The 24,535-nt window shown below is 45.7% G+C and carries 23 protein-coding genes; 7 read left to right on the plus strand and 16 right to left on the minus strand.

Going from position 1 to position 24,535, the window contains the following annotated elements; genetic code table 11:
- Window positions 1-170 precede the first annotated feature (170 nt).
- From NIAKO_RS26870 to NIAKO_RS26900, 7 genes are all read right to left on the minus strand, one after another.
- A complete protein-coding gene (locus tag NIAKO_RS26870; protein WP_014221610.1) occupies window positions 171-2,192 on the minus strand; it encodes a M1 family metallopeptidase in 2,022 nt (673 codons plus the stop codon).
- 205 nt (window positions 2,193-2,397) lie between these two features.
- The gene (locus tag NIAKO_RS26875) at window positions 2,398-2,853 is read right to left on the minus strand and encodes a PepSY-like domain-containing protein (RefSeq protein WP_041347360.1); all 456 of its coding nucleotides are present in this window, start codon (window positions 2,851-2,853) and stop codon (window positions 2,398-2,400) included.
- A 220-nt stretch (window positions 2,854-3,073) separates the two neighbouring features.
- Window positions 3,074-3,739 carry a 16S rRNA (cytidine(1402)-2'-O)-methyltransferase gene (rsmI, locus tag NIAKO_RS26880; RefSeq protein ID WP_014221612.1) on the minus strand — a complete coding sequence of 222 codons (666 nt, stop codon included), beginning with the start codon at window positions 3,737-3,739 and terminating at the stop codon, window positions 3,074-3,076.
- A gap of 87 nt (window positions 3,740-3,826) precedes the next feature.
- Window positions 3,827-4,183, minus strand: coding sequence for a four helix bundle protein (locus tag NIAKO_RS26885; RefSeq protein ID WP_014221613.1), 357 nt, complete (start codon window positions 4,181-4,183; stop codon window positions 3,827-3,829).
- Window positions 4,184-4,275: 92 nt separating this feature from the next.
- Window positions 4,276-4,521, minus strand: coding sequence for a phosphoribosylformylglycinamidine synthase subunit PurS (gene purS / locus NIAKO_RS26890; protein WP_014221614.1), 246 nt, complete (start codon window positions 4,519-4,521; stop codon window positions 4,276-4,278).
- Window positions 4,518-5,288, minus strand: coding sequence for a CDP-alcohol phosphatidyltransferase family protein (locus NIAKO_RS26895; RefSeq protein WP_014221615.1), 771 nt, complete (start codon window positions 5,286-5,288; stop codon window positions 4,518-4,520). Before NIAKO_RS26895 ends, purS begins: the two co-directional genes overlap by 4 nt.
- A 28-nt stretch (window positions 5,289-5,316) precedes the next feature.
- The gene (locus NIAKO_RS26900) at window positions 5,317-6,609 is read right to left on the minus strand and encodes an aminopeptidase P N-terminal domain-containing protein (RefSeq protein ID WP_014221616.1); all 1,293 of its coding nucleotides are present in this window, start codon (window positions 6,607-6,609) and stop codon (window positions 5,317-5,319) included.
- Window positions 6,610-7,011: 402 nt separating this feature from the next.
- Here NIAKO_RS26900 and pckA point away from each other — a divergent pair, with 402 nt between their 5' ends.
- Complete coding sequence (gene pckA, locus NIAKO_RS26905; RefSeq protein WP_014221617.1) at window positions 7,012-8,616, plus strand: phosphoenolpyruvate carboxykinase (ATP); 1,605 nt, start codon at window positions 7,012-7,014, stop codon at window positions 8,614-8,616.
- Between the two features lie 177 nt (window positions 8,617-8,793).
- Window positions 8,794-9,321, plus strand: coding sequence for a DUF922 domain-containing protein (locus NIAKO_RS26910; protein WP_014221618.1), 528 nt, complete (start codon window positions 8,794-8,796; stop codon window positions 9,319-9,321).
- On the opposite strand, the gene NIAKO_RS26915 is transcribed toward NIAKO_RS26910, so the two are convergent.
- Window positions 9,318-9,953: a deoxynucleoside kinase gene (locus NIAKO_RS26915; protein WP_014221619.1), complete on the minus strand. Its 636-nt coding sequence runs from the start codon at window positions 9,951-9,953 to the stop codon at window positions 9,318-9,320. The genes NIAKO_RS26910 and NIAKO_RS26915 overlap by 4 nt on opposite strands.
- A 99-nt stretch (window positions 9,954-10,052) precedes the next feature.
- A complete protein-coding gene (trpS, locus tag NIAKO_RS26920) occupies window positions 10,053-11,036 on the minus strand; it encodes a tryptophan--tRNA ligase (RefSeq protein ID WP_014221620.1) in 984 nt (327 codons plus the stop codon).
- Between the two features lie 263 nt (window positions 11,037-11,299).
- On the opposite strand from trpS, the gene gatC reads away from it, so the two are divergent.
- The 3 genes from gatC (at window position 11,300) to NIAKO_RS26935 (ending at window position 13,099) form a co-directional block, all read left to right on the plus strand.
- On the plus strand, window positions 11,300-11,596 hold the full coding sequence (gene gatC / locus NIAKO_RS26925) for an Asp-tRNA(Asn)/Glu-tRNA(Gln) amidotransferase subunit GatC (protein ID WP_014221621.1): 297 nt from the start codon (window positions 11,300-11,302) through the stop codon (window positions 11,594-11,596).
- A 9-nt stretch (window positions 11,597-11,605) separates the two neighbouring features.
- Window positions 11,606-12,307 (plus strand): ABC transporter ATP-binding protein, encoded by a 702-nt coding sequence (locus NIAKO_RS26930; protein ID WP_014221622.1) that lies wholly within the window; start codon window positions 11,606-11,608, stop codon window positions 12,305-12,307.
- A 228-nt stretch (window positions 12,308-12,535) separates the two neighbouring features.
- A complete protein-coding gene (locus tag NIAKO_RS26935; protein WP_014221623.1) occupies window positions 12,536-13,099 on the plus strand; it encodes a cob(I)yrinic acid a,c-diamide adenosyltransferase in 564 nt (187 codons plus the stop codon).
- A gap of 106 nt (window positions 13,100-13,205) precedes the next feature.
- On the opposite strand, the gene NIAKO_RS26940 is transcribed toward NIAKO_RS26935, so the two are convergent.
- Window positions 13,206-13,859, minus strand: coding sequence for an ABC transporter ATP-binding protein (locus NIAKO_RS26940; RefSeq protein WP_014221624.1), 654 nt, complete (start codon window positions 13,857-13,859; stop codon window positions 13,206-13,208).
- Between the two features lie 245 nt (window positions 13,860-14,104).
- On the opposite strand from NIAKO_RS26940, the gene NIAKO_RS26945 reads away from it, so the two are divergent.
- Window positions 14,105-14,326 (plus strand): DUF2795 domain-containing protein, encoded by a 222-nt coding sequence (locus NIAKO_RS26945; protein ID WP_014221625.1) that lies wholly within the window; start codon window positions 14,105-14,107, stop codon window positions 14,324-14,326.
- A 277-nt stretch (window positions 14,327-14,603) separates the two neighbouring features.
- On the opposite strand, the gene NIAKO_RS26950 is transcribed toward NIAKO_RS26945, so the two are convergent.
- The 5 genes from NIAKO_RS26950 to NIAKO_RS26970 form a co-directional block, all read right to left on the minus strand.
- Complete coding sequence (locus NIAKO_RS26950) at window positions 14,604-15,416, minus strand: enoyl-ACP reductase FabI (protein ID WP_014221626.1); 813 nt, start codon at window positions 15,414-15,416, stop codon at window positions 14,604-14,606.
- A gap of 47 nt (window positions 15,417-15,463) precedes the next feature.
- Complete coding sequence (gene recN, locus NIAKO_RS26955) at window positions 15,464-17,122, minus strand: DNA repair protein RecN (protein ID WP_041349434.1); 1,659 nt, start codon at window positions 17,120-17,122, stop codon at window positions 15,464-15,466.
- A gap of 180 nt (window positions 17,123-17,302) precedes the next feature.
- A complete protein-coding gene (locus tag NIAKO_RS26960; protein WP_014221628.1) occupies window positions 17,303-18,796 on the minus strand; it encodes a tetratricopeptide repeat protein in 1,494 nt (497 codons plus the stop codon).
- 201 nt (window positions 18,797-18,997) lie between these two features.
- The gene (locus tag NIAKO_RS26965) at window positions 18,998-19,753 is read right to left on the minus strand and encodes a zinc ribbon domain-containing protein (protein ID WP_014221629.1); all 756 of its coding nucleotides are present in this window, start codon (window positions 19,751-19,753) and stop codon (window positions 18,998-19,000) included.
- Window positions 19,754-19,865: 112 nt separating this feature from the next.
- The gene (locus tag NIAKO_RS26970; RefSeq protein ID WP_014221630.1) at window positions 19,866-20,963 is read right to left on the minus strand and encodes a Nif3-like dinuclear metal center hexameric protein; all 1,098 of its coding nucleotides are present in this window, start codon (window positions 20,961-20,963) and stop codon (window positions 19,866-19,868) included.
- A 140-nt stretch (window positions 20,964-21,103) separates the two neighbouring features.
- Here NIAKO_RS26970 and NIAKO_RS26975 point away from each other — a divergent pair, with 140 nt between their 5' ends.
- Complete coding sequence (locus NIAKO_RS26975; RefSeq protein WP_041347361.1) at window positions 21,104-21,679, plus strand: hypothetical protein; 576 nt, start codon at window positions 21,104-21,106, stop codon at window positions 21,677-21,679.
- A gap of 244 nt (window positions 21,680-21,923) precedes the next feature.
- Here NIAKO_RS26975 and NIAKO_RS26980 read toward each other — a convergent pair whose 3' ends face one another.
- A complete protein-coding gene (locus tag NIAKO_RS26980) occupies window positions 21,924-24,329 on the minus strand; it encodes a hypothetical protein (protein ID WP_133055305.1) in 2,406 nt (801 codons plus the stop codon).
- Window positions 24,330-24,535 lie beyond the last annotated feature (206 nt).

The raw sequence follows: 24,535 nt of genomic DNA on the forward strand, positions 1-24,535 counted from the left end.
TGTGCTAATAAATACAGTCAGCTTTTTGTGTTTCTTATTAGCACATGACTTTTAAATTACCTGTTTAGTTACAAAAAAAACCGTCTTGACTTTAGTCAGGACGGTTTTTTTATTAGCCCATTCGCATATTAGCCCATTAGCATATTATCTTATTAGCCTATGCTGCTTCCCTACCAGGGGATATCGAGTTTGTTATTATTTCTGTCTACATCAGCCATCCGCATAGAAGGATCAATTTCAATTACCTTTATCTCGGCCACCTTATGATTGATCTCGAACGTATACTCGGGGCTTGTCCATTTCCAGGGCTCATATACAGTGCGGGGAATGGATGCATCTTCAACCGGCTTTTCACCAAACATAAAATACTGCGGTATATAGGCCAACATCTTGCTGCCATCTTTAAACGTTATCAATACATCTAAAGGCATAGGCATATCGCCAATGCGGCGTAATTTTATCTTTGCTTTACCACCTTCTTCGGAGATGTCACCAATTTTATAGTCGATGGTTTTTGTAGTATTTACAAAGTATTCGCGGTACCAGTCCAGCTTCATGTCACTTGCTTTTTCCGCTACCCGGATAAAGTCATTTACATTAGGATGTTTGAAGCGCCATTGATTATAATAATCCAACAAAATTTTATCGCGTACCTGGGCGCCAACAATATAGCCCAGCTGTTCCATAAACACCTCGCCTTTTGAATACGAAGCAACACTATAGGCAAAGTTCGTTTCAAAATGATCGGCATGGGTAGTTAACGGTTCTTCGAGGCGACTGTGGGCCAGGTTAAAGTAACTGTCATAAGCGTCATCGTGCGGATTAACAGCACCCAGGTATGATTTGCTTTTTGCCAACGAATCAACCAGCACCTTCTTACGCGGACCTGTACCTACTTCAGATTCCGATGCCTGTGAACCGGAAACTGTTTGGTAATAATTGGTTACGAGTGAAGCGGCGTAACTGGTAAAGCCTTCATCCATCCAGGCGTACTCCGATTCATTGGTGCCCAGCATGCCCTGGTACCAGCTGTGCATCCATTCATGAAAGGCTGTGGTAATGCTTGGAACAACTATCAGGGTGCTCATGGGGTATTCCATACCGCCATCGCCTCCATGTACAAACGAATATTGTTTGTAGGGATAGGCGCCGAATTTCTTTTCAATAAAAGGCAATACGATTACAGCTGCATCTGCTATGCGGTTCCATTCATTATCGAACCATTTAATATAGGCATCTGCATTGGCGTAATTCTTTTTCTTTTCTGGCGGTAAGGTTTCATAGGTTTTGCGCAGCAGGTCTTCCTCGCGGTTGTAGATCACATGAATTACCGGACCGCCGGCAATAGTGCGGGTCAAATGCACATACTCGGGATCGGCCGCCCACATAAAGTCGTGTACATTGGGAGCAACAAAACGCCAGGTTAAGGTAGGGCCTGCAGGCGCTGCCATTCTTACCCCGGGGTCCTGGTAACCAAAACCGATCTGGTTAGGGTTTTGCAAATACCCGGTTCCACCAATCATGTATTTTTTATCGATTGTGATGTTCACCTCATAATCGCCCCACACTCCGTAAAACTCGCGGGCTATATATGGTGTGGGATGCCAGCCTTCATAATCATATTCGCACATTTTGGGATACCACTGGCTCATGGAGTAACGCACACCCGACATAGGGTTATCGCGGCCGCTGCGCCTGATTTGTAATGGCACCTGCGCTTCAAACTCCATTTCAAACACCACTTTTGCTTTGGGTAAAATGGGTACTGAAAGCGGTACTTCCAGAATGGTTTCATCTACCGAATACTTCAACGGAATGCCGTTCATTTTTAACGACAGCACCTTTTGATAACCTATTTCCTCCGGTTTCAGGTTCAGAATGCGGTCTTTAACCCGAGGGTCCCAGTCGGGCCGGTCACCGATCGTCTTCTGACCCAATACGCGGCTGCGGTTATCCATCATGCTATTGGGTTGAAAGGCGTTCCAGTATAAATGATAGAATACTTTTTTAAGGGTATCGGGAGAGTTATTGGTATACTCCAACCGTTGTTTACCGGTGAACCGGTTGGTAGTTACATTCATGTTAATATCCATTGTGTATTTCACCCGCTGTTGCCACCTGTCTGGTTGCGCCCATGCCACCACAGCTAAGAGAGTACAAGCCGTAAGCGTATAGATCCTTTTACGCATCATGTAAGTTTTATTTTAATGAAGTTTTCAAGTGCGGAAGGTAGTTAAAAAAGAAAAATGACAATTAGTTATACTTTATAACCGGTTAATAACCGGGTTGACACATTATAAACAGGCCCCTATTCATTTGAGATTCAACAGGCAACAGCATAAAAAAATCCCCCCGGCATACCGGAGGGATCATTTAAAGCTATCAATTACAGCCTGATTACAGGGTGATGTTATCTCTCAGTAACCGGCCCGTGCTGTCGAAATACAATTGTTTTTTCTGAATATCATTTTTCTGGATCTCCAGGCGGTATTGTGTTTTGTCTTCGCGCAGCGCTATTTTATAGGCGTTCTTTATTTTCCAATCTTCTACATACTTACTTTTTTGAAAGCCTTCTTTTATAGGTGCAGGAATGCCGGCAGTGTCAATTTTATTCTCGGTGTTTTGCCACATCCCTTTATTGTTGAACTTGGCTTCGTAGTGCACTTTATCCAGATCGAAGTCGGCAGTAAAATTAGTTAAGTGATCGTGCCATTCTACATTCAGGGCGGTGGGGTATTTCTGCCGGAAGGCTTCGGTTACTTCGCTTGGAATTTTACGCACCTGTGCATCAGCGGTACTATATATGGCGGTAGTAAGACAAAGAGCCAGACAGTAATTAAAGAGTTTTTTCATATCAATATGCGTATTTATTAGGTTACCATGCAAATTTCAAACCTTGTTGCTACAATAAAAACTTAAAGTTCGTTAATAGTGAAGAGCAAGGCAAAGGGCAGAAGGCAGAGGGCAAAGTACCGCAACGCGGCCTTCCTTGTCAACTGGTCAACTTGTTAACTGATCAACTTGCATCTTCGATTCCTTTATCAACTTTGTTAACTATATCAACCCTATCCACTCATTCTTTACCAGCCAACACAATCACTATTTCCCCCTTAACGTCCTTCTGCTGAAAATGTTCAACCAGCTCCTGCAAAGTTCCATGTGCATTTTCTTCAAACATTTTGGAGAGCTCGCGGCTTACACTGCATTGGCGGTCGGCGCCAAAGTATTGAACAAATTCCTGCAGGGTTTTAAGCAGGCGGTGTGGCGATTCATAAATGATCATGGTACGATCTTCTTCAGCCAGTTTCTTCAACATGGTTTGACGGCCTTTTTTGGGTGGCAGGAAACCTTCAAATGTAAAGCGGGTCATGGGAAGTCCGCTGTTTACCAGGGCGGGAACAAAGGCAGTAGCGCCGGGCAGGCATTCTACTTTTATCTTTTGCTTTATGCATTCACGAACCAATAAAAAAGCGGCATCGGAAATACCGGGCGTACCGGCATCAGAGATCATGGCCATCTTTTTACCTTCCTGTAACTGGCTTACGAGGTGCGGCACTATCTGGTGCTCGTTATGCATGTGATAGGCTGTAAGCGGCCGCGAGATCTGGTAGTGATTTAATAATTTACCGGAGGTTCGTGTATCTTCAGCCAATATCAGATCAACCTGCTTCAACACCTCCAGGGCCCTGAGCGTGATATCCTGCAAGTTGCCTATGGGTGTTGGTACTATATACAGCATAATATGGTCAATGTGCTAATGGGCTAATGTGATAATGGGCTAATGTGCTAATATGCTAATGGAAGGAAATGACTACTCAATGACCAATCATTTCCTTCTTGTAGAAGCTATGATTTTTGTAAGTATTTTTTGAATTTCATCCAATTTAATAATGAGCTCTTTACAGTCTGGATAACTCTCAGAATTCTCACATAACATCAACCAATATTGTGCTTCGTCAGCTTCCTTGGCTGCAACTTTCATCTTATGTATAAAATCAGCCCTGCTTTCTGGATTCCGGGCCTCCAACACGTTAGCCCCAATTGAGGTTCCATCCCTTAACAATTGGTTCATTATGATAAACTTTCTGGCATTTTCCAGTTGTTCACAATACTGAACCAACTTCAAGGAAAAATTAAAGGAAAGCTTTACTATTGGATTTGTTTCTAATAGCTCCTTTTGCATATAACTTTTTTAAGTTAATAAAGGCGCTACGTAACAGAGCATTATTTTACCATTAGCACATTATCGCATTAGCAAATTATCGCATTAGCAAATTAGCTAATTACGACTTCAAAATATTCCATTACCGGGTTAGCGAGTAACTTTTTGGAGGCTTCTTCGGCAATTGCTTTTGCCTGGTCAGGGGTGTTGGCTTCTACCTGCAGGGTGATGTTCTTTCCTACCCGTACATCCTGAATATTACCCAATCCCAGATTTTGCAATCCACCCATTACGGCTTTTCCTTGCGGATCGAGCAATTCTTTTAATGGCATTACCTTCACCTGAACTGTATAGGTCATGTTGTAGCTTTATTTTTGAACGCCAAAGATAAGATGATGTAAAGAATAAACACAACCGGTACTGCCATCCATTTAAATAATATGCCGGCTATTATGGCCGCTACCAGTAAAATAAGCTTGGGCAGATTGCTTTTCACTGAAAAATTTTTAAACTTCAGCGCCATCAACGGCAGGTTACTTACCATCAACAAGCTTACCACCATAATTACTCCATACCACAACCATGGGTTCAACATCAGGTGCACGGCAGTGGCATTATCGTGTAAGTAAAAGTAAATAAGTGGAAACGACGCTATTAACAACCCGGCAGCGGGGGTAGGAACACCTTTAAAGCCAAATTGCTGCGAATCGTCGATGTTAAACTTACCCAGGCGAAAAGCCGCTGCACAGGGAATCAGTAATGCTGGCAATAAAGCAATAAACGGCATTTCTATGGCATCGGGTGATCCGGCATAACTTAACCGCAGGAATTGATAGATGATCATACCAGGCGCCACACCAAAACTCACACAATCAGCCAGGGAATCCAGCTGTTTGCCCAAAGCTGAACTGGCATTGAACAAACGGGCAACAAACCCATCTAAAAAATCAACTACCGCGGCCAGCCCAATAAACAGGGAGCCCAGCCATATTTTTTCAGGAATTTCCAACCATTGTGCCCCGTCGTCATTGGTCACTATAATAATGCCATTTTGCAGTATGTATATTATAGCAATACAGCCAAAGAACAAATTGAGTAGCGTGAACAGGTTTGGTATATGTTTCATGAATGCAAATTAGCTTATTCTTTTTCGTTTATTTTTTCTTCATCCAGGCTTCAATATCATCCGCCTTAATGGGAATTTTTGCCATCAGATCTTTGTTGCCGGTTTTGGTGATCCACAGGTTGTTTTCGATTCGGATGCCCATTTGTTCCTGTTCTATATAAATACCCGGTTCTACGGTAAATACCATTCCCGGTTTAATGGGTTCGGTACGAGTGCCCAGGTCATGCACATCTATACCCAGGTGATGCGAAATACCATGATATAAATACTTGCGGTAAGCGCGGTTGTCTTTATCCTCATTCTTCACATCGCCGGCACTCAGCAGCCCCAGCTTTACAAACACTTTGGTGGCTTCCGCTCCTACTTTATCAGTATAATCCAGGATGCTGATGCCTGGCTTCAGAATGCTTTTCGCATAGTCATGCAGGCGTAAGCAACTGTTGTACACTTCCTTTTGCCGTTTGGTGAACTTTCCACTCACCGGAACCGTACGGGTTAAATCGGCGCAATAACCACCGTATTCAGCACCAAAATCCATCAATACCAGCTCGCCATCTTTACACTCCTGGTTATTGAATACATAATGCAGGATACGGGCACGGTCGCCACTGGCAATGATGCTGCTGTAAGCAGGGCCGGTTGCGCGTTGCGACAAAAACGAATGCCAGATCTCCGCCTCTATCTCATACTCCATTACACCCGGTTGTATGAATTTCAACAGTCGTTCAAACGTCTTTTGGGTTATATCTATTGCCTGCTGCAGCACGGCAACTTCCTGGGGCGTTTTAATAGCCCGCAGCTCTTTCATAATACGGGCGCTGCGTTTATACTGGTGCAGCGGGAAATGCTGCCGCATTTCTTCTGCATAGCGGTAATCGCGTACCGGCACCCAGTTGGATTTGCGGTCGTTTTCGTTCGTGTTCAGATAAATGGTATCGGCCAAATGGATCCAACCCTGTAAAACTGCGTCCAGGCTATCGAGCCACATGATGGTTTGAATGCCCGACATCTTGCGGGCCTCTTCTGCCCGTAAGCGCCTGCCGTCCCATTTCTCTTTCATTTCATTGGGGCGAACCAGCACCAGCACTTCCCGCATTTTGGGATCGGGGTTATTGGGAAAAAGAATTACCATGGTGTCTTCCTGGTCAATACCGCATAACCAGTACAGATCGCTGTTTTGTTTGAACCGGTGGGTGGCATCGCCATTGGTAGGCAGTTCATCATTACTGTTGAAAATAGCAATCGCATTCTTATCCATCCTGGCCACAAACCGTTGACGGTTCTGGATAAAAATGGCGGGATCGAGTGGCAGATACTTCATGTAGTTAATGTTTACAGTATAAATTGAAAGTAAATCACAAATAATAAAGAAGCACTTATTTGAGGCGGTAAAAATAAATGAAAACGCGAGAACAGCCTCGAAATCATCAACATGCATTATATCTCAATCAGGCTGCGGTTAATCGCTGTATAAACAGGGACCCGGAAACCGGAAACCAGGAACCAAATACTGATCAATAAACATATAAAATACTGGTTTTTAGTACCCATTCAGCAAAACCGCATGAGCAATCAACGGGGTTTTATACTAACAGATGTTAGGTAGAAAATTCACAATAAACTACCCCCTGCATTAGAAAATATTCAAAAATGTGTCAGATAGCGGCATTGGCATGGATAAATTTTAATTATATCTTTGAGGCTCAAACAAACGAACGCTTGTATGTCATTATCAACTATTGCAATCCCAACGAGAGGACTTGAGGAGCTGGGGCTTCGCTCAACCAACACATTGCATTATCAGTTAAGTGCTGAAGAGTTAGTGCATGACACTTTACGATTGAACCAGGGCGAACTGAACAATACAGGCGCGCTGGTAGTAAAAACAGGAGAATTTACGGGCCGTAGTCCGAAAGACAAGTTCATTGTTAAAGATGAGATCACTGAAAATTCCGTTCACTGGAATGACTTTAACATTCCACTGGAAGAGAAATATTTTCACTGCATACACAAAAAGATCCTTGACTACCTGAACGAACAGCCCGAAGTGTGGGTGCGCGACTCCTATGCCTGCGCCGATCCGCGCTATCGCCTGAACATTCGCGTAATTAACGATAATCCCTGGGCCAACCTGTTTGCCAATAACATGTTTATGCGCCCCGAGGAAGAAGATCTGGAAAACTTCAACCCTGAATGGCATATCCTGGCAGCGCCTGGATTGCACCTCGATGCGAAGGAATGTGGCGTTCGTCAGCACAATGCAGCTGTTATCAGCTTTAAACACCGCACCATTTTAATTGCGGGCAGCGCTTATACCGGCGAGATCAAAAAAGGTATTTTCTCTATTCTCAATTATATTTTACCCCACGACAAAGGCGTATTAAGCATGCACTGCTCTGCCAACATTGGCCAGGACGGCGACACTGCGCTTTTCTTTGGTTTAAGTGGAACCGGTAAAACCACCCTGAGCGCCGATCCCAATCGTAAACTGATTGGCGATGACGAACATGGCTGGACCGACAACGGGGTATTTAATTTTGAAGGCGGTTGCTATGCCAAATGTATTGACCTGAGCCAGGAAAAAGAACCGGCTATTTATGCGGCCATCCGCGGCGGCGCGCTGGTAGAAAATACCAACTTTTACCCGGCCACCAACGAAATTGACTTTGCCAACAAGACCATCACCGAGAATACCCGGGTTTCTTACCCATTACACTACATCTGTAATGCGATTGAGCCCGCTCAAGGTGGTATACCCGAAAATATTTTCTTTTTAACCTGCGATGCCTATGGCGTGCTGCCCCCGGTATCGAGATTAACCCCTGCACAGGCCATGTACCAGTTCATTTCTGGTTATACCGCCAAGGTTGCAGGAACGGAAGCAGGCGTTACTGAACCCAAATCTACCTTCAGCGCCTGCTTTGGCGCCCCCTTCTTACCCCTGCACCCCGGCCAATACGCCGCCATGCTGGGTGAAAAGCTGAGAAAACACAATGTGAAGGTTTGGCTCATCAACACCGGCTGGACGGGCGGCGCCTATGGTACCGGCAGTCGTATGAAGCTGTCGTATACCCGCGCCATGATCAGTGCGGCACTGGATGGTAAACTCGACAGCGTGGAATATGAAATGAACCCGGTATTTGGCATGGCGGTTCCTACCAGCTGCCCGGGAGTACCCGAAGCTATTTTGAACCCACGCAATACCTGGGCCGATAAAACTGCTTACGACAAAGCAGCCGAAAGCCTGGCTAAACAGTTCATAACCAATTTTGAGAAATACGCTTCAGGGGTTTCGCCAGAAGTATTGGCGGCGGCTCCAAAAATATAATCTGCTTTTTTTGTTCTGGTTTCAGTTTTTTTAATGATATTAGAAGGCTTTTTGAGAAAAAAGCATTTCGGTCTCAACGATTACTTTGCCATAGAAAAGGTTGTCTCATAAAATGGGACAACCTTTTATGTTTTTATTTCGATTGATTTGAATTAAGTTGCTATTGTATTATAGGCTATGAGCAAGGCAGCACTTTCATTACTCCTGGTGTGTATCGCCGTTATGCAGGCGGGCAACCTGATTCCCTGGAGCGCCTCCCGAAAACTTACCTGGAGCGATTTCACGGGCAATCCCGATCCGCATACCTCCAACGCAGCCCTTACCAGCAGCAATATCAATATTGAATATGGGTACGACGAAAAGGGATTTCAGTATTCCATTACCTGCAACTTCGATAAAAACCGGTCGTGGGTACGTATAAAGAACAATGAGGTACTGGCCCATGAACAGGGCCATTTTGATTTGGCTGAAATAAATGCCCGCAGGCTGAACAAGCTTATAAAGGCGTATCATTTCAACGCCAAAACCGCCAAAACCGATCTGAATAAAATATATGGGGATGCCATGAAACAGCACCGCCTGGAACAAACCCAGTACGACCAGGAAACCGATTACTCGCGCAACAGGCCCCGGCAGGCGGAATGGCTTGCAAAAATTGAACAGGAATTAAAGGAAACGGCGCCTTACGCCAATTATCATCATTAAAACAAACCGTAAAGCTGAGAATCTATCTTGCGGATGATCTCACCCAGGTGTTCATCATTCTCGGGGAATTTGTTTTTATCGATGTCTATCACCAACAACGGGCCTTCCTTATAACCGTCGATCCATTTATTGTAGAAATCATTGAGGCGCTTCAGGTAATCGAGCCGGATGTTCTCTTCATATTCGCGGCCACGCTTTTGTATTTGCGCAACCAGGGTTGGCACCGATGCTTTCAGGTAAATAAGCAGATCGGGTGGTTGCACCATTGTTTTTAATGTTTCAAAAAACATGAAGTAGTTATCGAAATCGCGCTTACTCATTAACCCCATTTCATGCAGGTTGGGCGCAAAAATGTAAGCATCTTCGTATATAGTACGGTCCTGTACGATGGTTTCGGTACCACGTTGAATATCGTTCAGTTGCTTGAGGCGGCTGTTGAGGAAATAGATCTGCAGGTTAAAACTCCACCTGGGCATATCATCATAAAAATCGAAGAGATAGGGGTTATGGTCTACATCTTCAAACTGGGGTATCCAGCGATAATGTTTACTGAGGAGCTCGGTGAGCGTAGTTTTGCCCGCACCGATATTACCCGCTATAGCAATATGCTTCGGTTTTTTTGCTTTTGCCATCTTTATAGAGTTCTATCCCGTTTCGTCCACCTTTGTGGGGACAATCAAAAATTTAAGATATTAATTCTTTCCGGTTTTAGACCTGTTCGCCGATCTTTTTTAATAATAATTCAACCCAATGGCCTCACGAGTCAGTTGCATGGTTGCCTGTGCGCTGGCCCGGGCCTTTTCAGCCCCCTGGATCATCACTTTTTTCAGGTAGTCAGTATCCTGCTGAATGGCTTCGGCTTTTTCGCGGATAGGCGCTATAAAACGTACCATGTCTTCGGCCAGTTGCTTTTTCATATCACCATACCTGATGGTACATGCGTTATAATCTTCTTCAAACTTCTTAATAACGTCCGGCGCGCTTACCAGCTTCATCAGCAAAAAGATGTTCTCGATGTAATCGGGTTTAGGCGTGTTGGGTTCTGTGGGGCCGCTGTCTGTTTTGGCCTTCATCACTTTTTTGCGGATCTGATCATCGGGATCGCTGAGGTATAAGGTGGCATATTGGTTCTCGCTTTTACTCATTTTGCCAGCGCCATCGAGACTGGGCACTTTTATGAGTTCGCTGCCATAGTTAAATGCAAAGGGCTCGGGGAATACTTCACCACCGTAGCGGTGATTGAACCGGTTTACATAATCTCTGGCCATTTCCAGGTGTTGCTCCTGGTCTTTACCTACCGGCACCAGCTTGGCGCGGTGTAACAAAATATCGGCTGCCTGTAATACAGGATACGTCAACAAACCGGCATTAATATTTCCCGGCTGCAAACGGATCTTGTCTTTAAAGGTGGTGGTCTTTTCCAGTACACCCACCATGGCAATCATGTTCAGGTACAGGTACAGCTCGGAGGTTTCATAAACATGGCTCTGGCAGTAGAGCGCACATTTATTGGGATCGAGGCCACACGCCAGGTGCTCGGCCAGTACCCTGGTTATATTAGTTTTTAAATCTTTTGTATCAGGCAGGGTGGTAAGGGCATGCAGGTCGGCCACCATAAAAAAGCAGTTGTATTCTTCCTGCATCCGCACGAAGTTGCGCAACGCCCCAAAATAATTACCCAGGTGTAAAAACCCGGTTGGGCGTATGCCGCTCATGACAATCTCTTTATTAACACTTTGCATAAGGAGGGCGAAGATAAGAAATTCAGAATGAGCTGATGTGCGAATGTGCTAATTTGCTGAAGAGGCCGCTGCCTTTTGCGCAATAATATCATTTACAATATGTTCCGGTTATCATTTACCTGGTTCTACCCCATTTGCCTTTGAATTTCGCCATTGATCTTTAACCATTAACCGTTCGCCCATCATTAGCAAATTAGCCTATAAGCATATTAGCATATTGACCTATTTTTGTTCGTATGGAAGTAAATGACGCATTGGTACAGAACCTGGCTAACCTGGCCCGCCTGCAGTTCAACGATCAGGAAAAAGAAATAATCAAGACAGACCTGCAACGAATGATTCATTTTGTCGACAAACTGAATGAATTGAATACGGAAGGGGTGGAACCGCTTTTACATATGACCGATGCCATCAATGTGTTGCGTGAAGATGAGGTAAAAGGCTCCATTACCCGCGAAGAAGCACTTAAAAACGCGCCCGACACAGACGGTACGTTCTTCAAAGTGCCCAAGGTTATTAAAAAACAGGAATAAACTTATTCTATGAGTTCGATCATTCATCTGGAAGGTATTCGCAAAAGCTACTTCATGGGTAAACAGGAACTACAGGTGCTGAAGGGCATTAACCTGGATATCCATAAAAATGAATATGTAGCCCTGATGGGGCCCTCCGGTTCCGGCAAAAGTACCCTGATGAATATTCTTGGCTGCCTGGACTCCCCTACTGCCGGCCAGTATGTACTGAATGGTCAGGACGTAAGCAAAATGGCCGATGATAACCTGGCCGATGTGCGTAATAAAGAAATTGGCTTTGTGTTTCAGCAGTTCAACCTGTTGCCCCGCCTTACAGCTTTGGAAAACGTAGCCTTACCACTGGTATATGCCGGTGTTGGCCGTAAGGAACGTACAGAAATGGCCATGGAAGTAATAAAAAAAGTGGGTCTGGAAGATAGAAGCCATCACAAACCCAATGAACTATCGGGTGGTCAATGTCAGCGTGTAGCCATTGCCCGGGCGCTGGTGAATAATCCTTCGCTCATTCTGGCCGATGAACCTACCGGCAACCTGGATACCAAGACGTCTATAGAGATCATGCAGATCTTTGGCCAGATACAGGCGGCGGGCAATACCGTTGTACTGGTTACACACGAGGAAGATATTGCGAATCATGCACACCGGATTGTGCGGTTGCGCGATGGATTGATTGAGAGTGATAAAAGGCGGGTGGCTGAGTTGGTTGGTTGACAAGTTAACACGTTGACAAGTTAACGAGTAAGGAGACTGTTAAGAGCTTTAAAGGAGGAGGTTGATAACGTTGATAGGGTTGACAGAGTTGATAAAGGGCGGGAATGACAAGAAAGTGTTTCCGATATTGCTTTGCCGCGCAGGGGCTGTATTGCTTGCAGCTTGTAGCTTACAGCTTGCGGCTTGAAGCTGTCCTCCCATTGTCTACTGCCTTTAATAAAAAAACTTATGGCTCAAAAGATATATACTAAAACCGGGGATAAAGGTTCTACTTCATTAATTGGCGGAACTAAAGTTCCCAAATCGCACCTGCGGATTGAAGCTTATGGAACCGTTGATGAATTAAGCTCCTGGATAGGCCTGTGCCGCGACCTGCTTACCGATGAGGCTGCCCGCAATCTGCTGGCCGAAGTGCAGGACCGCTTGTTCACCATGAACGCTTCCCTGGCCTGTGACCCGGTTAAAGAGCCCAAAATGCGCATCCCCGACCTGAAGGAAGAAGATATTACCCTGCTCGAAAAGGAAATGGACCAGATGAACGAGGTCATTCCCCCCATGAAGAGCTTTATACTGCCCGGTGGCCACCCGGTTCTTTCCCAATTGCACATAGCCCGCTGCGTTTGCCGCCGCGCCGAACGTTGTTGTGTGCGTCTTGACCAGGAAAGTGAAGGAATAGAACCTGTTATTTTGAAATACCTCAACCGCCTCAGCGATTATTTATTTGTGCTGGCCCGTTATACCGGCCACCAGATGAATATTGTTGAAATCCCCTGGCGACCAAGGATTAATTAGCTAATGTGACAATTCTTTGTGCAGAAGACTAATTAATTTCAGGCTCTCTATATTCAAAATTGAAGGCCGCGCTGAGGCATTATCACATTAGCACATTATCGAATTATCACATTACTATTTTCCCATCTTTCATATGCAACAAACGGTCGCTCATTTGCGCCAGTTCTTCGTTGTGGGTAACAATTAAAAAGGTTTGATTGAATTGCTGCCGGAGGGTAAAGAACAGCTGATGCAGTTCGCGGGCATTGGCCGAATCGAGGTTGCCGGTAGGCTCATCGGCAAAAATAATAGCCGGTTTATTTATGAGGGCGCGGGCTACTGCTACCCGTTGCTGTTCGCCACCCGATAATTGATTAGGTTTATTATCGATGCGTTTTTCTAACCCCAACATTTGTAATATCGATAAAGCATGGTCGCTCACTTCTTTTTTGCTTCGGCCCGCCATCCAGCCGGGGATACATACGTTCTCCAGGGCCGTAAATTCGGGCAACAGATGGTGAAACTGGAACACAAATCCTACATGTTTGTTGCGAAAGGCTGCCATCCGCTTCTCGTTCAGGAAATTGAGGCGTTCGCCATTCACCATTACCTGCCCTTCATCGGGCTTATCAAGTGTGCCTAAAATGTGTAACAACGTGCTTTTTCCCGAGCCGGAAGGCCCTACAATACTGGCAATTTCGCCCTGTTTTATTTCCAGGTCAACCCCCTTCAAAACCCATAGCTGGCCATAATATTTTTGAATATTCGTCGCTGTTAACATGTGTTGTGAATTACTTCTAAGATGGGGTCAAGATACTACAAACCATTGGCTTCCCGTTCATAGTATCCATTTGGGGAAATTTTTTAAGAAATCCTTCCATTATCTTTCAAAGATTGATTTGGTTTTTACATTAGGAAGGTTACTTTTGCGAAAAATTGAGGGGTGCGGGAACAGGAGTAGCACTATTCGCCGGCCCTTGATTTAATAACGTTTCGTGGATTTAAAACTTTAAACAGGATAACCACATGTTTTGGACATTAGAACTTGCATCCTATCTCGAAGATGCACCGTGGCCTGCCACCAAAGATGAGCTGATTGACTACGCTATCCGTAGCGGTGCACCCATTGAAGTGGTAGAAAATCTTCAGGAGCTTGAAGATGAAGGTGAGATTTATGAAGGTATTGAAGACATCTGGCCGGACTATCCAAGCCAGGATGACTTCTTCTTTAATGAAGATGAGTATTAAAGCCCATGGCTAAACAATAATGCAAACCGGTCGCTGTAAGGCGGGCGGTTTTTTTTGGCCCCAGGCCTCCCCCCAGCTCCGCCAACTGGCGGAAGGGGGAGTTTGGCAACCTCGCGATAACATTCATCCCTTTTAACTTCTTTCATTCCATTATCGCCTTTTGTCTTTGCCTTTCCTTTATCAACACTATCAACATTATCAACTTCCCGGTTAATTATAAAAAAGGACCTCTCTATAAGAGAAGCCCTTCAATAAAAATATCTTGCTTGCTACCTAATTACTTACCCATCTGATCAATAACGGCCTGCGTAACCCCGGTAAAGGAGAAACCGCCATCATGGAACAGGTTCTGCATGGTAACCATTTTGGTTAAGTCGCTGAATAGCGTAACACAATAATCAGCGCATTGGTCGGCTGAAGCATTACCCAGCGGGCTCATTTTTTCGGCATAAGAAATAAAGCCATCAAAACCTTTTACCCCGCTACCGGCAGTAGTTTGCGTGGGTGATTGTGAAATGGTATTGATACGAACTTTTTTCTTTACGCCATAATGATAGCCAAAGTTGCGGGCAACGCCTTCCAGCAATGCTTTCGCATCGGCCATTTCGTTATAATCGGGGAATACGCGTTGTGCCGCAATATAAGTTAAAGCTACCACGCTGCCCCAATCGCTGATGGCATCCAGGTCCCAGGCTGTACGCAATACCCGGTGCAGCGACATGGCTGATATATCTAATGTCTTTTGGTTAAAGCCATAGTCAATTTCGGTATAAGGCTTGTTTTTGCGAACATTCAGGCTCATACCAACTGAGTGCAATACGAAGTCTATTTTACCGCCAAAATGTTTCATGGCGCCTTCAAACAGGTTCTTCAGATCGTCCATATTGGTCACATCGGCACCAATTACGGGGGCATTCACTGCCTCTGCCAGTTTATTGATCTCGCCCATACGCAAAGCAACCGGTGCATTGGTCAATACCAGCTGAGCGCCTTCTTCATGACAACGTAAGGCTGTTCTCCAGGCAATTGATTTTTCATCCAATGCCCCAAATATGATCCCTTTCTTTCCTTTAAGCAGGTTATATGCCATAGAATTTTGATTTTTAATTTAGGAACGGCAAATTAACATCATTTCCCTTAATTCATCACCATCTCGCGGGCGTTTTCCAGCGCGGCGGCTGTTGGCTTCTCTCCGCTGAGCATTTTAGCAATGGCGGTAATGCGTTCCTCCTGCGACAGCAGTTTGATGTTTGTTTTAATGGAATTGCCCTTGATGTCTTTGTAAACAAAGTAATGGGCATCTGCCTTTCCGGCAATTTGGGGCTGGTGGGTTATGCTGAACACCTGGCGTTTGCGGGCCAGGTCTTTCATAATAATACCTACCTGCTTGGCCGCCTCCCCTGAAATGCCCGTGTCAATTTCATCGAAGATGAGTGTAGGCAGATCGAGCGATTGGGCCACCAGCGATTTTATACAAAGCATCAGGCGGCTCAGTTCCCCGCCCGAGGCCACTTTGCGGATGGGTTCAAAGCGGTTGCTTTTATTGGCATCGAAGAGGAACTCAATATCATCTAACCCCGTTATCTGCAAATTGGCCAAAGGTGTTACCTCCACCTGTAAACGGGCATTGGGCATGCCTACCTGCGCCAGTAATTTATTTACTTTATCCTGTAACGGCTTCACCTGCTTCACCCGGTTAGCAGTAAGCTTAGTGGCCAGCTCAGTGGCTTTTTGCAATAACTGCTGAGCTGCTTTTTCTTTGGTTTGAATGGCTTCGTCGATATTCAAGACTGCCTGCAGTTTTTGCTCCAGCGTATCTTTTATAGCCAGCAGTTCCTGCGTGGTATGTACGCCGTGTTTCTTCAGCAGTTTATAGCCGGTTGAAATCCGGTCATTCAGTTGCTCTATCTTCTGCGGATCGTACTGCACCTGGTCGTTGATGCGCTCTACCTCATCGGCAATATCCTGCAGTTCTATTTGTGCCGATAACAACCGCTGCACCAATGCCTGCATGCCCGGGTGGTTATCGCTAAACGCACTCAACTGGTTGAATAATGTTTTTAACTGCTGTACCATGGGCGATTCGCCTTCGCTCAGTTCATAGGCGGCTTTGCCTAAAGCTGATTTTATGCCTTCGGTATTGCTAAGCAGTTTAAGCGTTGCATCGGCTTCTTCCAGCTCGTTTTCTTTCAGGGCTGCATCGTGCAGCTCATCAAATAAGAACTTGTTGTAATCGTATTCCTTGGTGAACTGGTCTTTCTGCTGCTGTAATTGCGTAAGCTCCTGGTGCGCTTTTTGCCATTGGGTATACGCGCCCTGGTATTGTTGCAGTACATCGGCATGGCCGGCCAGCGCATCGAGCACCTGGCGCTGAAAATCGCTTTCGCCCAGCTCCAGCGTATCGAACTGGCGATGCAGGTCAACCAGCTTGGAGCTTAACTGGCGCAGCTGTTCCAGGTTTACCGGCGTATCGTTTACAAAGGCCCTTGATTTGCCATTACTGCCAATTTCGCGGCGAATTACCAGTTCTTCTTCCACATCGAGGTCCTGATCGCGTAAAAAGGCTTTTACGGCTTTCTTCTCACCAATTTCAAAGGTGCCCTCTACATAACATTTTTTATCACGGCTCTGTAACACCGATGCATCAATGCGGTCGCCCAGGATCAATGACAGGGCGCCCATTAAAATTGATTTACCGGCACCGGTCTCTCCGGTTATTATATTCAGCTTTTGCGAGAAGTCGATCTCTATCTCGTCAATAATAGCGTAGTTCTGGATGAATAGTTTTTTAAGCACGGTACTTACTTTTTGAACGTAACAAATATAATAGTGAATCGGCAAACGTGAAACGGCAAACATGACTCGCGAATTTCGGGATTAATCACGACCTTGCATCACCAACATTTTCTTCTGCCTTCTGCCTTCTGCCTTCTGCCTTCTGCCTTCTGCCTTCTGCCTTCTGCCTTCTGCCTAATCCTACTCGTTCTTACAACGCGCAATGCCTGCTTTTGCTTTTGAATCGAGCGAATTTTTAAAATCATGGTCCTTCATGCTCTGGCAACGCTGAAACCATTTGATGGCAGCTTGTTTATCGCCGCGCTGCTCAAAAATATAGCCTGTTTGAAGAGCTGCCCGGGCGGCAAAATGTTCTTTCCGTTGCTCGCCCAGGTCAATGGCTTCTTTATAAAATACGATAGCAAAACTGTCGTTGCCCATATCATCGTACAACCGGCCTGCCCGGTAAGCAAATTCCAGCTTTTCTTCCGCCAAGGTAAAGTTATTGGTGTTCTTTCCCTGCAGCAGGGCAAGCGCCTGTTTAAAATACCCGCCATCGTCCAGCATGCGGGCCTGCAGCAACAGCTTATTGGGCCAGGTGTTGGTTTGTGCTTCCATTTGCGCCTGTTTATCGGCCTCCGAATCGGTAGTGCCCATGGTCAGCACCTTTTGCCGGTAGGCGTGGGCCTTTGCCTCATCGCCCTGCAGGTAATAATACCAGCTTAATTTTTGCAATACGTCTTTTACAAAGAACCGGCCTTTAAAAGTATTGATAAAGCGCTCCAGGTAAGGGGCAGCGGCAGGGTCAAGGTGATGCATTTTGGCATAACCCATTTCCATATCCCACACGGGCATGGCCAGGTACGCCGCACTCATATTCAACCCGGTTATTACCTCCTCGGCCTTTTCGGCCTGCTGGCTGTTGCGGCTTAAATTAACTGCCAGGTAAGCAAATAAATGGTGGTTCACCACATCCAGGTGCTGTTGATCTATAAACTGAAAAACCCCGGGTTTATCGTTCACCACATAAAATTTCAGGTAACAATAGAAAAAGATGGCTTCGTCCCTGAAAAGCGTTGACCATTCATCAGTTCCCTGTAAAAAGGTGTTCAACTTTGCCATGCCCTTATTGATATTGCCGTTTATGCCCAGCAGACTGCTTAGCCATTTATAACCATCAGGAATAGTGCCGGCAGCCACCTGCATAGCGCCTGCATACAGGCCATTGGGCGCAAAGTTGGGAAACAATTGCTGGTTGTTCTTTACCTGTAAAAACGAACGGCGAAACTCCCAGCCCGCATCCCAGTTGTTGCCAAACTTTACCCGTACCGCTGCCCATTGAAAATGGATCACCGAGCGGGCAAATAACAGGAAGGGCGAATTCTCCGGACCTTCATCCAGCAGATCGAGGCGGGCATCCCGGTTAGGCAACCGCTTTTTAAATTCAGCCGGGTCTTCATTAAAGAACAGGGTAAAAAAGTCGATATAATTTTCGAGAAAGTAAGGGATGAGGTTATTGGGGTGCTGGGCCTTTTCGGTATTCAGCAATTGCTGACCGTTATTGAGTTTCAGCTGAATGATTTCATGATAAGCCTGTTTGCAGCGGTCGTTAAAATCAAATACTTTTTGCGCCTGCATGGGCACAGATACTAAAACCAGTAAGACTGCCAACCAGGTTGGCCTCAGGCTAATCATGGCTGCAAGATACTTGAGAAGGGTTGAAAGTAGAAAGTTTAAGGTTTAAGGTTGATTTCCGATTTTGTCACAGTGCTGTTAGCGGGGAACCCATTGTGTAGCGGCCACCTTAAACTTTAAACCTTGAGCCTATAACTTTAAACAAAAAAGAAAGGCCTCCCGGTAAGCGGAAGGCCAGTTAATATTTTACTGAAAGTCATCTTATTTAACTTCTACACTGTCGAACAGGTCGCGGTCAACCAGGATACGGCCACAGTTTTCACAAACGATGATCTTTTTACGCTGACGGATCTCGCTCTGACGTTGAGGTGGGATAGCATTAAAGCAACCACCGCAGGCATCACGCTCAACCGGTACCACACCTAAACCGTTGCGGTAATTTTTGCGAATGCGGTCATATGACAACAACAGGCGCTCTTCTACTTTTTCGCGTGCTTCAGAAGCCTGTTTGTTCAATGCTTTTTCTTCTTTTTCGTTGGTAGCGATGATCTTTTCCAACTCGCCTTTCTTGGTGCTTAACACACCTTCTTTGGTAGCGATGTTCTTTTTGGCTTTATCCAGCACCACTACTTTTTCAGCGATCTCTTCATTAGCATCGCGAATGTGTTTTTCGGCCAGCTTAATTTCCAGCTGTTGCATCTCAATTTCTTTATTGATGGCCTCAAACTCGCGGCTGTTCTTTACGTTCTCGCTTTGCTTTTCGTATTTCTTGATCAGGGCTTCGGCTTCCTTGATCATGTTTTTCTTTTGATTGATAAACTCCTGTATGCCGTTGATCTCTTCCTCAATACGCACCTGGCGGGAGTGCAATCCCTGAATTTCATCTTCCAGGTCGCTCACTTCCATTGGCAGTTCCCCTTTCAGGATCTGAATCTCGTCGATCTTCGATTCAACCTTCTGCAATCCAACGAGCGCGCTTAATTTTTCTTCTACAGAGTAATCTTTAACGTTAGCCATAAAGAATTTATAGTTTGTATTTTATGGTAGTAGGTCCCCGGCTTCACCGCCCCGATCCATCTTTTGTTGCACCACTCACTTCAACGTTCCCGACTTGCCGGGATCAGCAGCATCACACAAAATAATGTACAGGATTGGTTTTTAAAGCCGTTTTAAGGACGGCAAAGGTAGGAAATTTTTCCTGCAAAACCCCAGCCAGTAAATCTATGGTAAATTGCTCACTTTCAAAATGCCCAATGTCCGCAATTATCAGCCGGCCATTGGCATCAAAAAACTCATGGTATTTCATATCCCCGGTTATGTAAACATCCGCCCCTACTCCTAATGCTTTGGAAACCAGAAAGCTACCAGCACCGCCACACAGGGCTATCTTTTTAACCGGCCGGCCAAACAGGGCTGTATGGCGAATCAGGGGCAGGTCAAATGCCTGTTTTAACAGTTTCAGAAAAACCTCTTCCGGCAGGGCTTCCGGCAGTTCGCCCACCAGTCCTGACCCTATTCCGGGATGGGTATTGGCCAGGTTCACCACATCAAACGCTACTTCTTCGTACGGATGGGCTGTACGCAGGGCCCTTATAAGGCTGTTTTGCAGGTACCCCGGAAATATTACCTCCACCCTGATCTCCTTCTCATAATGCCGTTCGCCCGGCTGGCCAACAAAGGGATTGGTACCCTCCCCGCCTTTAAATGTGCCGGTGCCTTCTACCCCAAAACTGCATTCATTGTAATTACCGATGTGTCCGCCACCGGCTTCAAACAAAGCCGCGCGCACCTGTTCCAGCTGTTCAACCGGCACAAAGGTGTACAGCTTTTTAAGGGTGGCTTCTTTGGGCGACAATATCTTCCGGTTCTTCAAGCCCAGTTTATCGGCCATCATCCCGTTCACGCCATCTATTACATTGTCTAAATTGGTATGAATAGCATAAATGGCTATATCATTTTTAATAGCCGTTATTATGGTCTTTTCTACATAATTCTTACCCGTGATCTTTTTTAAGCCGCCAAAGATGATGGGGTGATGCGCCACTACCAGGTTACAACCACGCTGCATGGCTTCCTTCACCACGTCTTCGGTAGCGTCCAGCGTACAAAGGGCGCCGGTACAAACCCAGCCCGGGTTACCGGTTAACAAACCGGCATTATCATAGCTTTCCTGTAACGAAGGGGGCGCCACAGCTTCGAGCAGATCAATAATATCAGCTATTTTCATAATTCACCTTGTTGTAACCAAAGATAGGCGAAACCCCGGCCCGGCATTACCAAAATATTTTTCATGACATCAAGGCATATTAATTGCAATGGAATGGGTACCTTAAATGAATAATTGTCGCTAACCACAACCCAGTCTATATGCGCGGAACATGGATAATTCTACTGATCATGGTCATTATTGGTGCAGGAATGTACTTTTGGTTTGGACGTAAACCCAGGCCTGCCAGTTATGATACCATTGTTTTTAAGAACACAGATGACTCAATAATCAAGAAAATGCAGGTATACCTGGCCGATGACCCCAAGGAAGTGATGTTTGATAGTGTGTGGACGGTGACTGCGGACTCAACGCCTTTAAAGAAAGTACTGGATGGTGTTGCCCAGGATACCATGAGCAGGCAGTATAAAAATATTACCCTGTTCCTTACTTACGATCATAAATCGTTTTACGACCTGGAGATCACCAAACCCGATCCCAAACTCACTTATAATTATACCTTCGATATTGAACCCATGACCGATAGCGATACGCTGGTAATTGATGGGCTTATTACTCCCAACCAGGGCGATGCCATGCACTTTGCCAGCCCAATGATGGAGATGTACTCGAAGTTTGTTATTACCTATAATCATAAGCTGCCGCCCCCACCACCCGATTCATTGGCCATCAAGGGGCATGATGCGAATAAGACGATAACTATTCTTAAAAACTAAAGCCTCCCCCCGGCTCCGCCAACTGGCGGAAGGGGAGTTGGTAACCTCGCGACTATACGCTAAGTTCTTACCAAGCAAGATAGACTGCAGCGTCGCCGATCTTTGCCCTTTGCCGTTTTCACCACTGAATCCCGATGGCTATCGGGAGCCCACTGCCTTTCATTTCTGCCGTCTGCCAAATAACTTTATAATAAAAATGCCCCACTACAGTAGTGAGGCATTTTTATTATATCTAAGTAACTTATTACTCTATTATCTTCTCCACCCTCGTCAGCTGCCCTTCTTCATTCATTCCTTCCAGGATAATGCGAATGCGTTTTGATACATCGTTATTATAGAAGGTGATGGTTACTTTATGATTGTTCTTATCGAACAGCAGATATGGCTGCCAGAACAGGGTAGGACGAATATCGGGCAGATCGGCATTGGTTACTTCCTTGCTGTAATCGGGCGAATAAAACTCTTTGGGCACTGCATAACCGGTCAGTTTGCTTTTATCGAGCCCGCCAATGTTGGAAGTATTGGAAGAAACATCACCACCCTTCTTGGTATAGATGGCAATGGCACCGCCGGCGCCACCACCCATTGCGCCAAAGAACGGGGGACGGAATGCTTTTACATACGCAATATCGGTAACCGGGATGTTTTCAATAGCTGTCACATCAACCGGCATTTCATTTAAGAACAGAGAGGGTGTAGCGCCCCGCCACTGTAATGTTGTTTGGCCCCCGGTAGAGATCTGCAAACCAGCCACCCGGCCTTGCAGGTAAGTAAAGATGTTCATAGCACCCAATGCCGACACATCATCTGTAAGGTCGAATGTGGTAGCATCGCCGCCAGTAAACAAGCCACTGGCATATTTCTCATCCATTATTTGTTGCTTCGATTTCGTTCTCGCCTTTACCGTAACGGCTTCCAGGGTTTTTACTTTTTTCTCCAGCTCAGGTTTTAACCGTTCTGCTTCGAGGGCAAAGTATTTACCCCGGTTTAACAGGCTGGTATCAATGGGCATGGGTACGCGCCAGGCCGAATCGGGTTTTACGCCGGCAGGGCTCTTATGCGTGCCGTTGCTGAAGTTAACAACCGATTTATTTGCGAGGAATTTGTTGTTGTTAAACTGGTAAAACACACTCACCGTATCAAAGAACACCAGTCCATCCTGTTGAAATTTACCCGTTGAATCAATTGACAAAAAGAACAACTGACGCGAAGAGTCTTTTGCCTGCAGAAACACGTTGATCTGTGTATTCTTCGGCACCTGGTTGGGCTGCACCCCGGTTAGGGTGGCGCTGAGCGATAAATAATTTTCGCGTGGGAACTTTATAACGGGCAATTTACCTGCGGCCAGGTCGTCCCATTTAAAGCGGCGCCAGCCATTGGTAAGCATTACGAGGTCGAGGTGTGAACGAACCGTATCGTCGTTACCAGTTAAATAATAATAAGGATTGTGTATATAACCATGCAGGTCGCCGCTTAACAACAAATGCGACACAATGTTATCGGCATCGGGATCGGATTTGGTTAATCCGGCATCGGTAACCGAAATACTCAGGTTCGACTTCAGCGTATCGGGCACATCTATCACCAGGGTATTTTTTGCGCGGCGGTCGGTGCTCTTTGCAACAGGCACTACTTTGGTAGTAAAGAAGTAGTCTTCTTTGTTTACGAAGTTAATCCGTTCTGCAACCGGCTTCCAGTTCGCATCGAACAGGGTCATCTGTAACATACCGGTGGGAATGCCTTCAAGGGGAATGGACCCGCTCACCATAAAATTCTGCGTCAGGTTCAGGCGCGCTTTATAAACCACCTGTGAGTTGAAATAACCCAGCAGGTACAGGGTTTTTAATTCGTCCGTAGCATCCAGTGACCGTCTAATTATAAATGCCTCGCGGCTACCGGTAGGAGCGCATTGCAGCGTTACGCCAGTTTGTTTGGCCGGAGGTAAGCTTGTTTTATGCGTTTGCTTTTTTTCATCTGTCCATTCAGCCGTATAGGTCTTACCGGCCTGTGGTTCCAGGGTAAAACGCCCCATGCCATCGTGAACAGTACCAAAGTTGGCTACAGTGGCGCCTGAGTTATCCTTCACAACACCCTCAGCAGAAACCGGCAATCCGAATTCGTCGGTTACCTTAACCGCCACTACCGATTCAAGCCCCGTAACCAGATCGCCGCCCTCAGGGAAAAACCGCAGGGTTACCATTGACGAAGGGTTACTATTGGCAGCCGCCGTGGCGGCGGGTTGTTTAGCAGTACCGGTTTGTTTGGCCCCGCCCGTGGTTGCGGCTGTAGCTGCCGGTGCAACGGCAACGGTCTTGTTCAGTATACGAATGGTTTTGCTGAAAAGAAAAGTGGTATCAAAATTCAGCATCCAGGTTGTATATGCCCTGAAAACAATGGTAGGGGGTAAATTGGCCGGCAGGTCAAAACTCCCGGCAGAAGAGCCTTCATAAACAGGCAGGATCTTCTGTTGTAACACCTTGCCCGATTGATCGAGCAGCTCGGCATAAAAGTTTTTGCTTATGGGAGATGGCACAATGCCTGCAAACAGGTACGATTTAAACCAGATGGTTTCACCGGTATTGTAAGCCGGTTTATCAAAGTGAACATAGATCTTTTCCTGCGGGTATCTTTCCCCGTACAGATTTATCATGGAATCGATCTGTTGAGCATAGCCGGCCCTTATACCGGAAAAAATTAAAGCCAGAGCAATCAGGGATCTATAAAAACGGGTGCAATTCATGGGGCAATTTAACGTTTAACAAATTAATGGCTTTCATAGCTTAAAATTGATAAAAATTTGTCTATGAAATGTTAAAGAAACCCTCATATTAGGACTTTTTAATCTGGATTGCCGTG

This window comes from Niastella koreensis GR20-10 (assembly GCF_000246855.1).
In the GTDB taxonomy this organism is placed as follows: Bacteria; Bacteroidota; Bacteroidia; order Chitinophagales; family Chitinophagaceae; genus Niastella; species Niastella koreensis.

Excerpts from the sequence above, each read along its gene's own strand:
- NIAKO_RS26945 (WP_014221625.1), top strand. The coding sequence starts at position 14,105 with ATGTTTTGGACATTAGAACTTGCATCCTATCTCGAAGATGCACCGTGG.
- pckA (WP_014221617.1), top strand. The coding sequence starts at position 7,012 with ATGTCATTATCAACTATTGCAATCCCAACGAGAGGACTTGAGGAGCTG.
- NIAKO_RS26915 (WP_014221619.1), bottom strand. The coding sequence starts at position 9,953 with ATGGCAAAAGCAAAAAAACCGAAGCATATTGCTATAGCGGGTAATATC.
- NIAKO_RS26965 (WP_014221629.1), bottom strand. The coding sequence starts at position 19,753 with ATGGCTAACGTTAAAGATTACTCTGTAGAAGAAAAATTAAGCGCGCTC.
- NIAKO_RS26900 (WP_014221616.1), bottom strand. The coding sequence starts at position 6,609 with ATGAAGTATCTGCCACTCGATCCCGCCATTTTTATCCAGAACCGTCAA.
- NIAKO_RS26930 (WP_014221622.1), top strand. The coding sequence starts at position 11,606 with ATGAGTTCGATCATTCATCTGGAAGGTATTCGCAAAAGCTACTTCATG.
- rsmI (WP_014221612.1), bottom strand. The coding sequence starts at position 3,739 with ATGCTGTATATAGTACCAACACCCATAGGCAACTTGCAGGATATCACG.
- NIAKO_RS26980 (WP_133055305.1), bottom strand. The coding sequence starts at position 24,329 with ATGATAAATCTGTACGGGGAAAGATACCCGCAGGAAAAGATCTATGTT.
- NIAKO_RS26960 (WP_014221628.1), bottom strand. The coding sequence starts at position 18,796 with ATGATTAGCCTGAGGCCAACCTGGTTGGCAGTCTTACTGGTTTTAGTA.
- NIAKO_RS26885 (WP_014221613.1), bottom strand. The coding sequence starts at position 4,183 with ATGCAAAAGGAGCTATTAGAAACAAATCCAATAGTAAAGCTTTCCTTT.
- NIAKO_RS26970 (WP_014221630.1), bottom strand. The coding sequence starts at position 20,963 with ATGAAAATAGCTGATATTATTGATCTGCTCGAAGCTGTGGCGCCCCCT.
- NIAKO_RS26875 (WP_041347360.1), bottom strand. The coding sequence starts at position 2,853 with ATGAAAAAACTCTTTAATTACTGTCTGGCTCTTTGTCTTACTACCGCC.
- NIAKO_RS26940 (WP_014221624.1), bottom strand. The coding sequence starts at position 13,859 with ATGTTAACAGCGACGAATATTCAAAAATATTATGGCCAGCTATGGGTT.
- purS (WP_014221614.1), bottom strand. The coding sequence starts at position 4,521 with ATGACCTATACAGTTCAGGTGAAGGTAATGCCATTAAAAGAATTGCTC.
- NIAKO_RS26950 (WP_014221626.1), bottom strand. The coding sequence starts at position 15,416 with ATGGCATATAACCTGCTTAAAGGAAAGAAAGGGATCATATTTGGGGCA.
- gatC (WP_014221621.1), top strand. The coding sequence starts at position 11,300 with ATGGAAGTAAATGACGCATTGGTACAGAACCTGGCTAACCTGGCCCGC.
- trpS (WP_014221620.1), bottom strand. The coding sequence starts at position 11,036 with ATGAGCGGCATACGCCCAACCGGGTTTTTACACCTGGGTAATTATTTT.
- NIAKO_RS26975 (WP_041347361.1), top strand. The coding sequence starts at position 21,104 with ATGCGCGGAACATGGATAATTCTACTGATCATGGTCATTATTGGTGCA.
- NIAKO_RS26895 (WP_014221615.1), bottom strand. The coding sequence starts at position 5,288 with ATGAAACATATACCAAACCTGTTCACGCTACTCAATTTGTTCTTTGGC.
- NIAKO_RS26935 (WP_014221623.1), top strand. The coding sequence starts at position 12,536 with ATGGCTCAAAAGATATATACTAAAACCGGGGATAAAGGTTCTACTTCA.
- NIAKO_RS26910 (WP_014221618.1), top strand. The coding sequence starts at position 8,794 with ATGAGCAAGGCAGCACTTTCATTACTCCTGGTGTGTATCGCCGTTATG.
- NIAKO_RS26870 (WP_014221610.1), bottom strand. The coding sequence starts at position 2,192 with ATGATGCGTAAAAGGATCTATACGCTTACGGCTTGTACTCTCTTAGCT.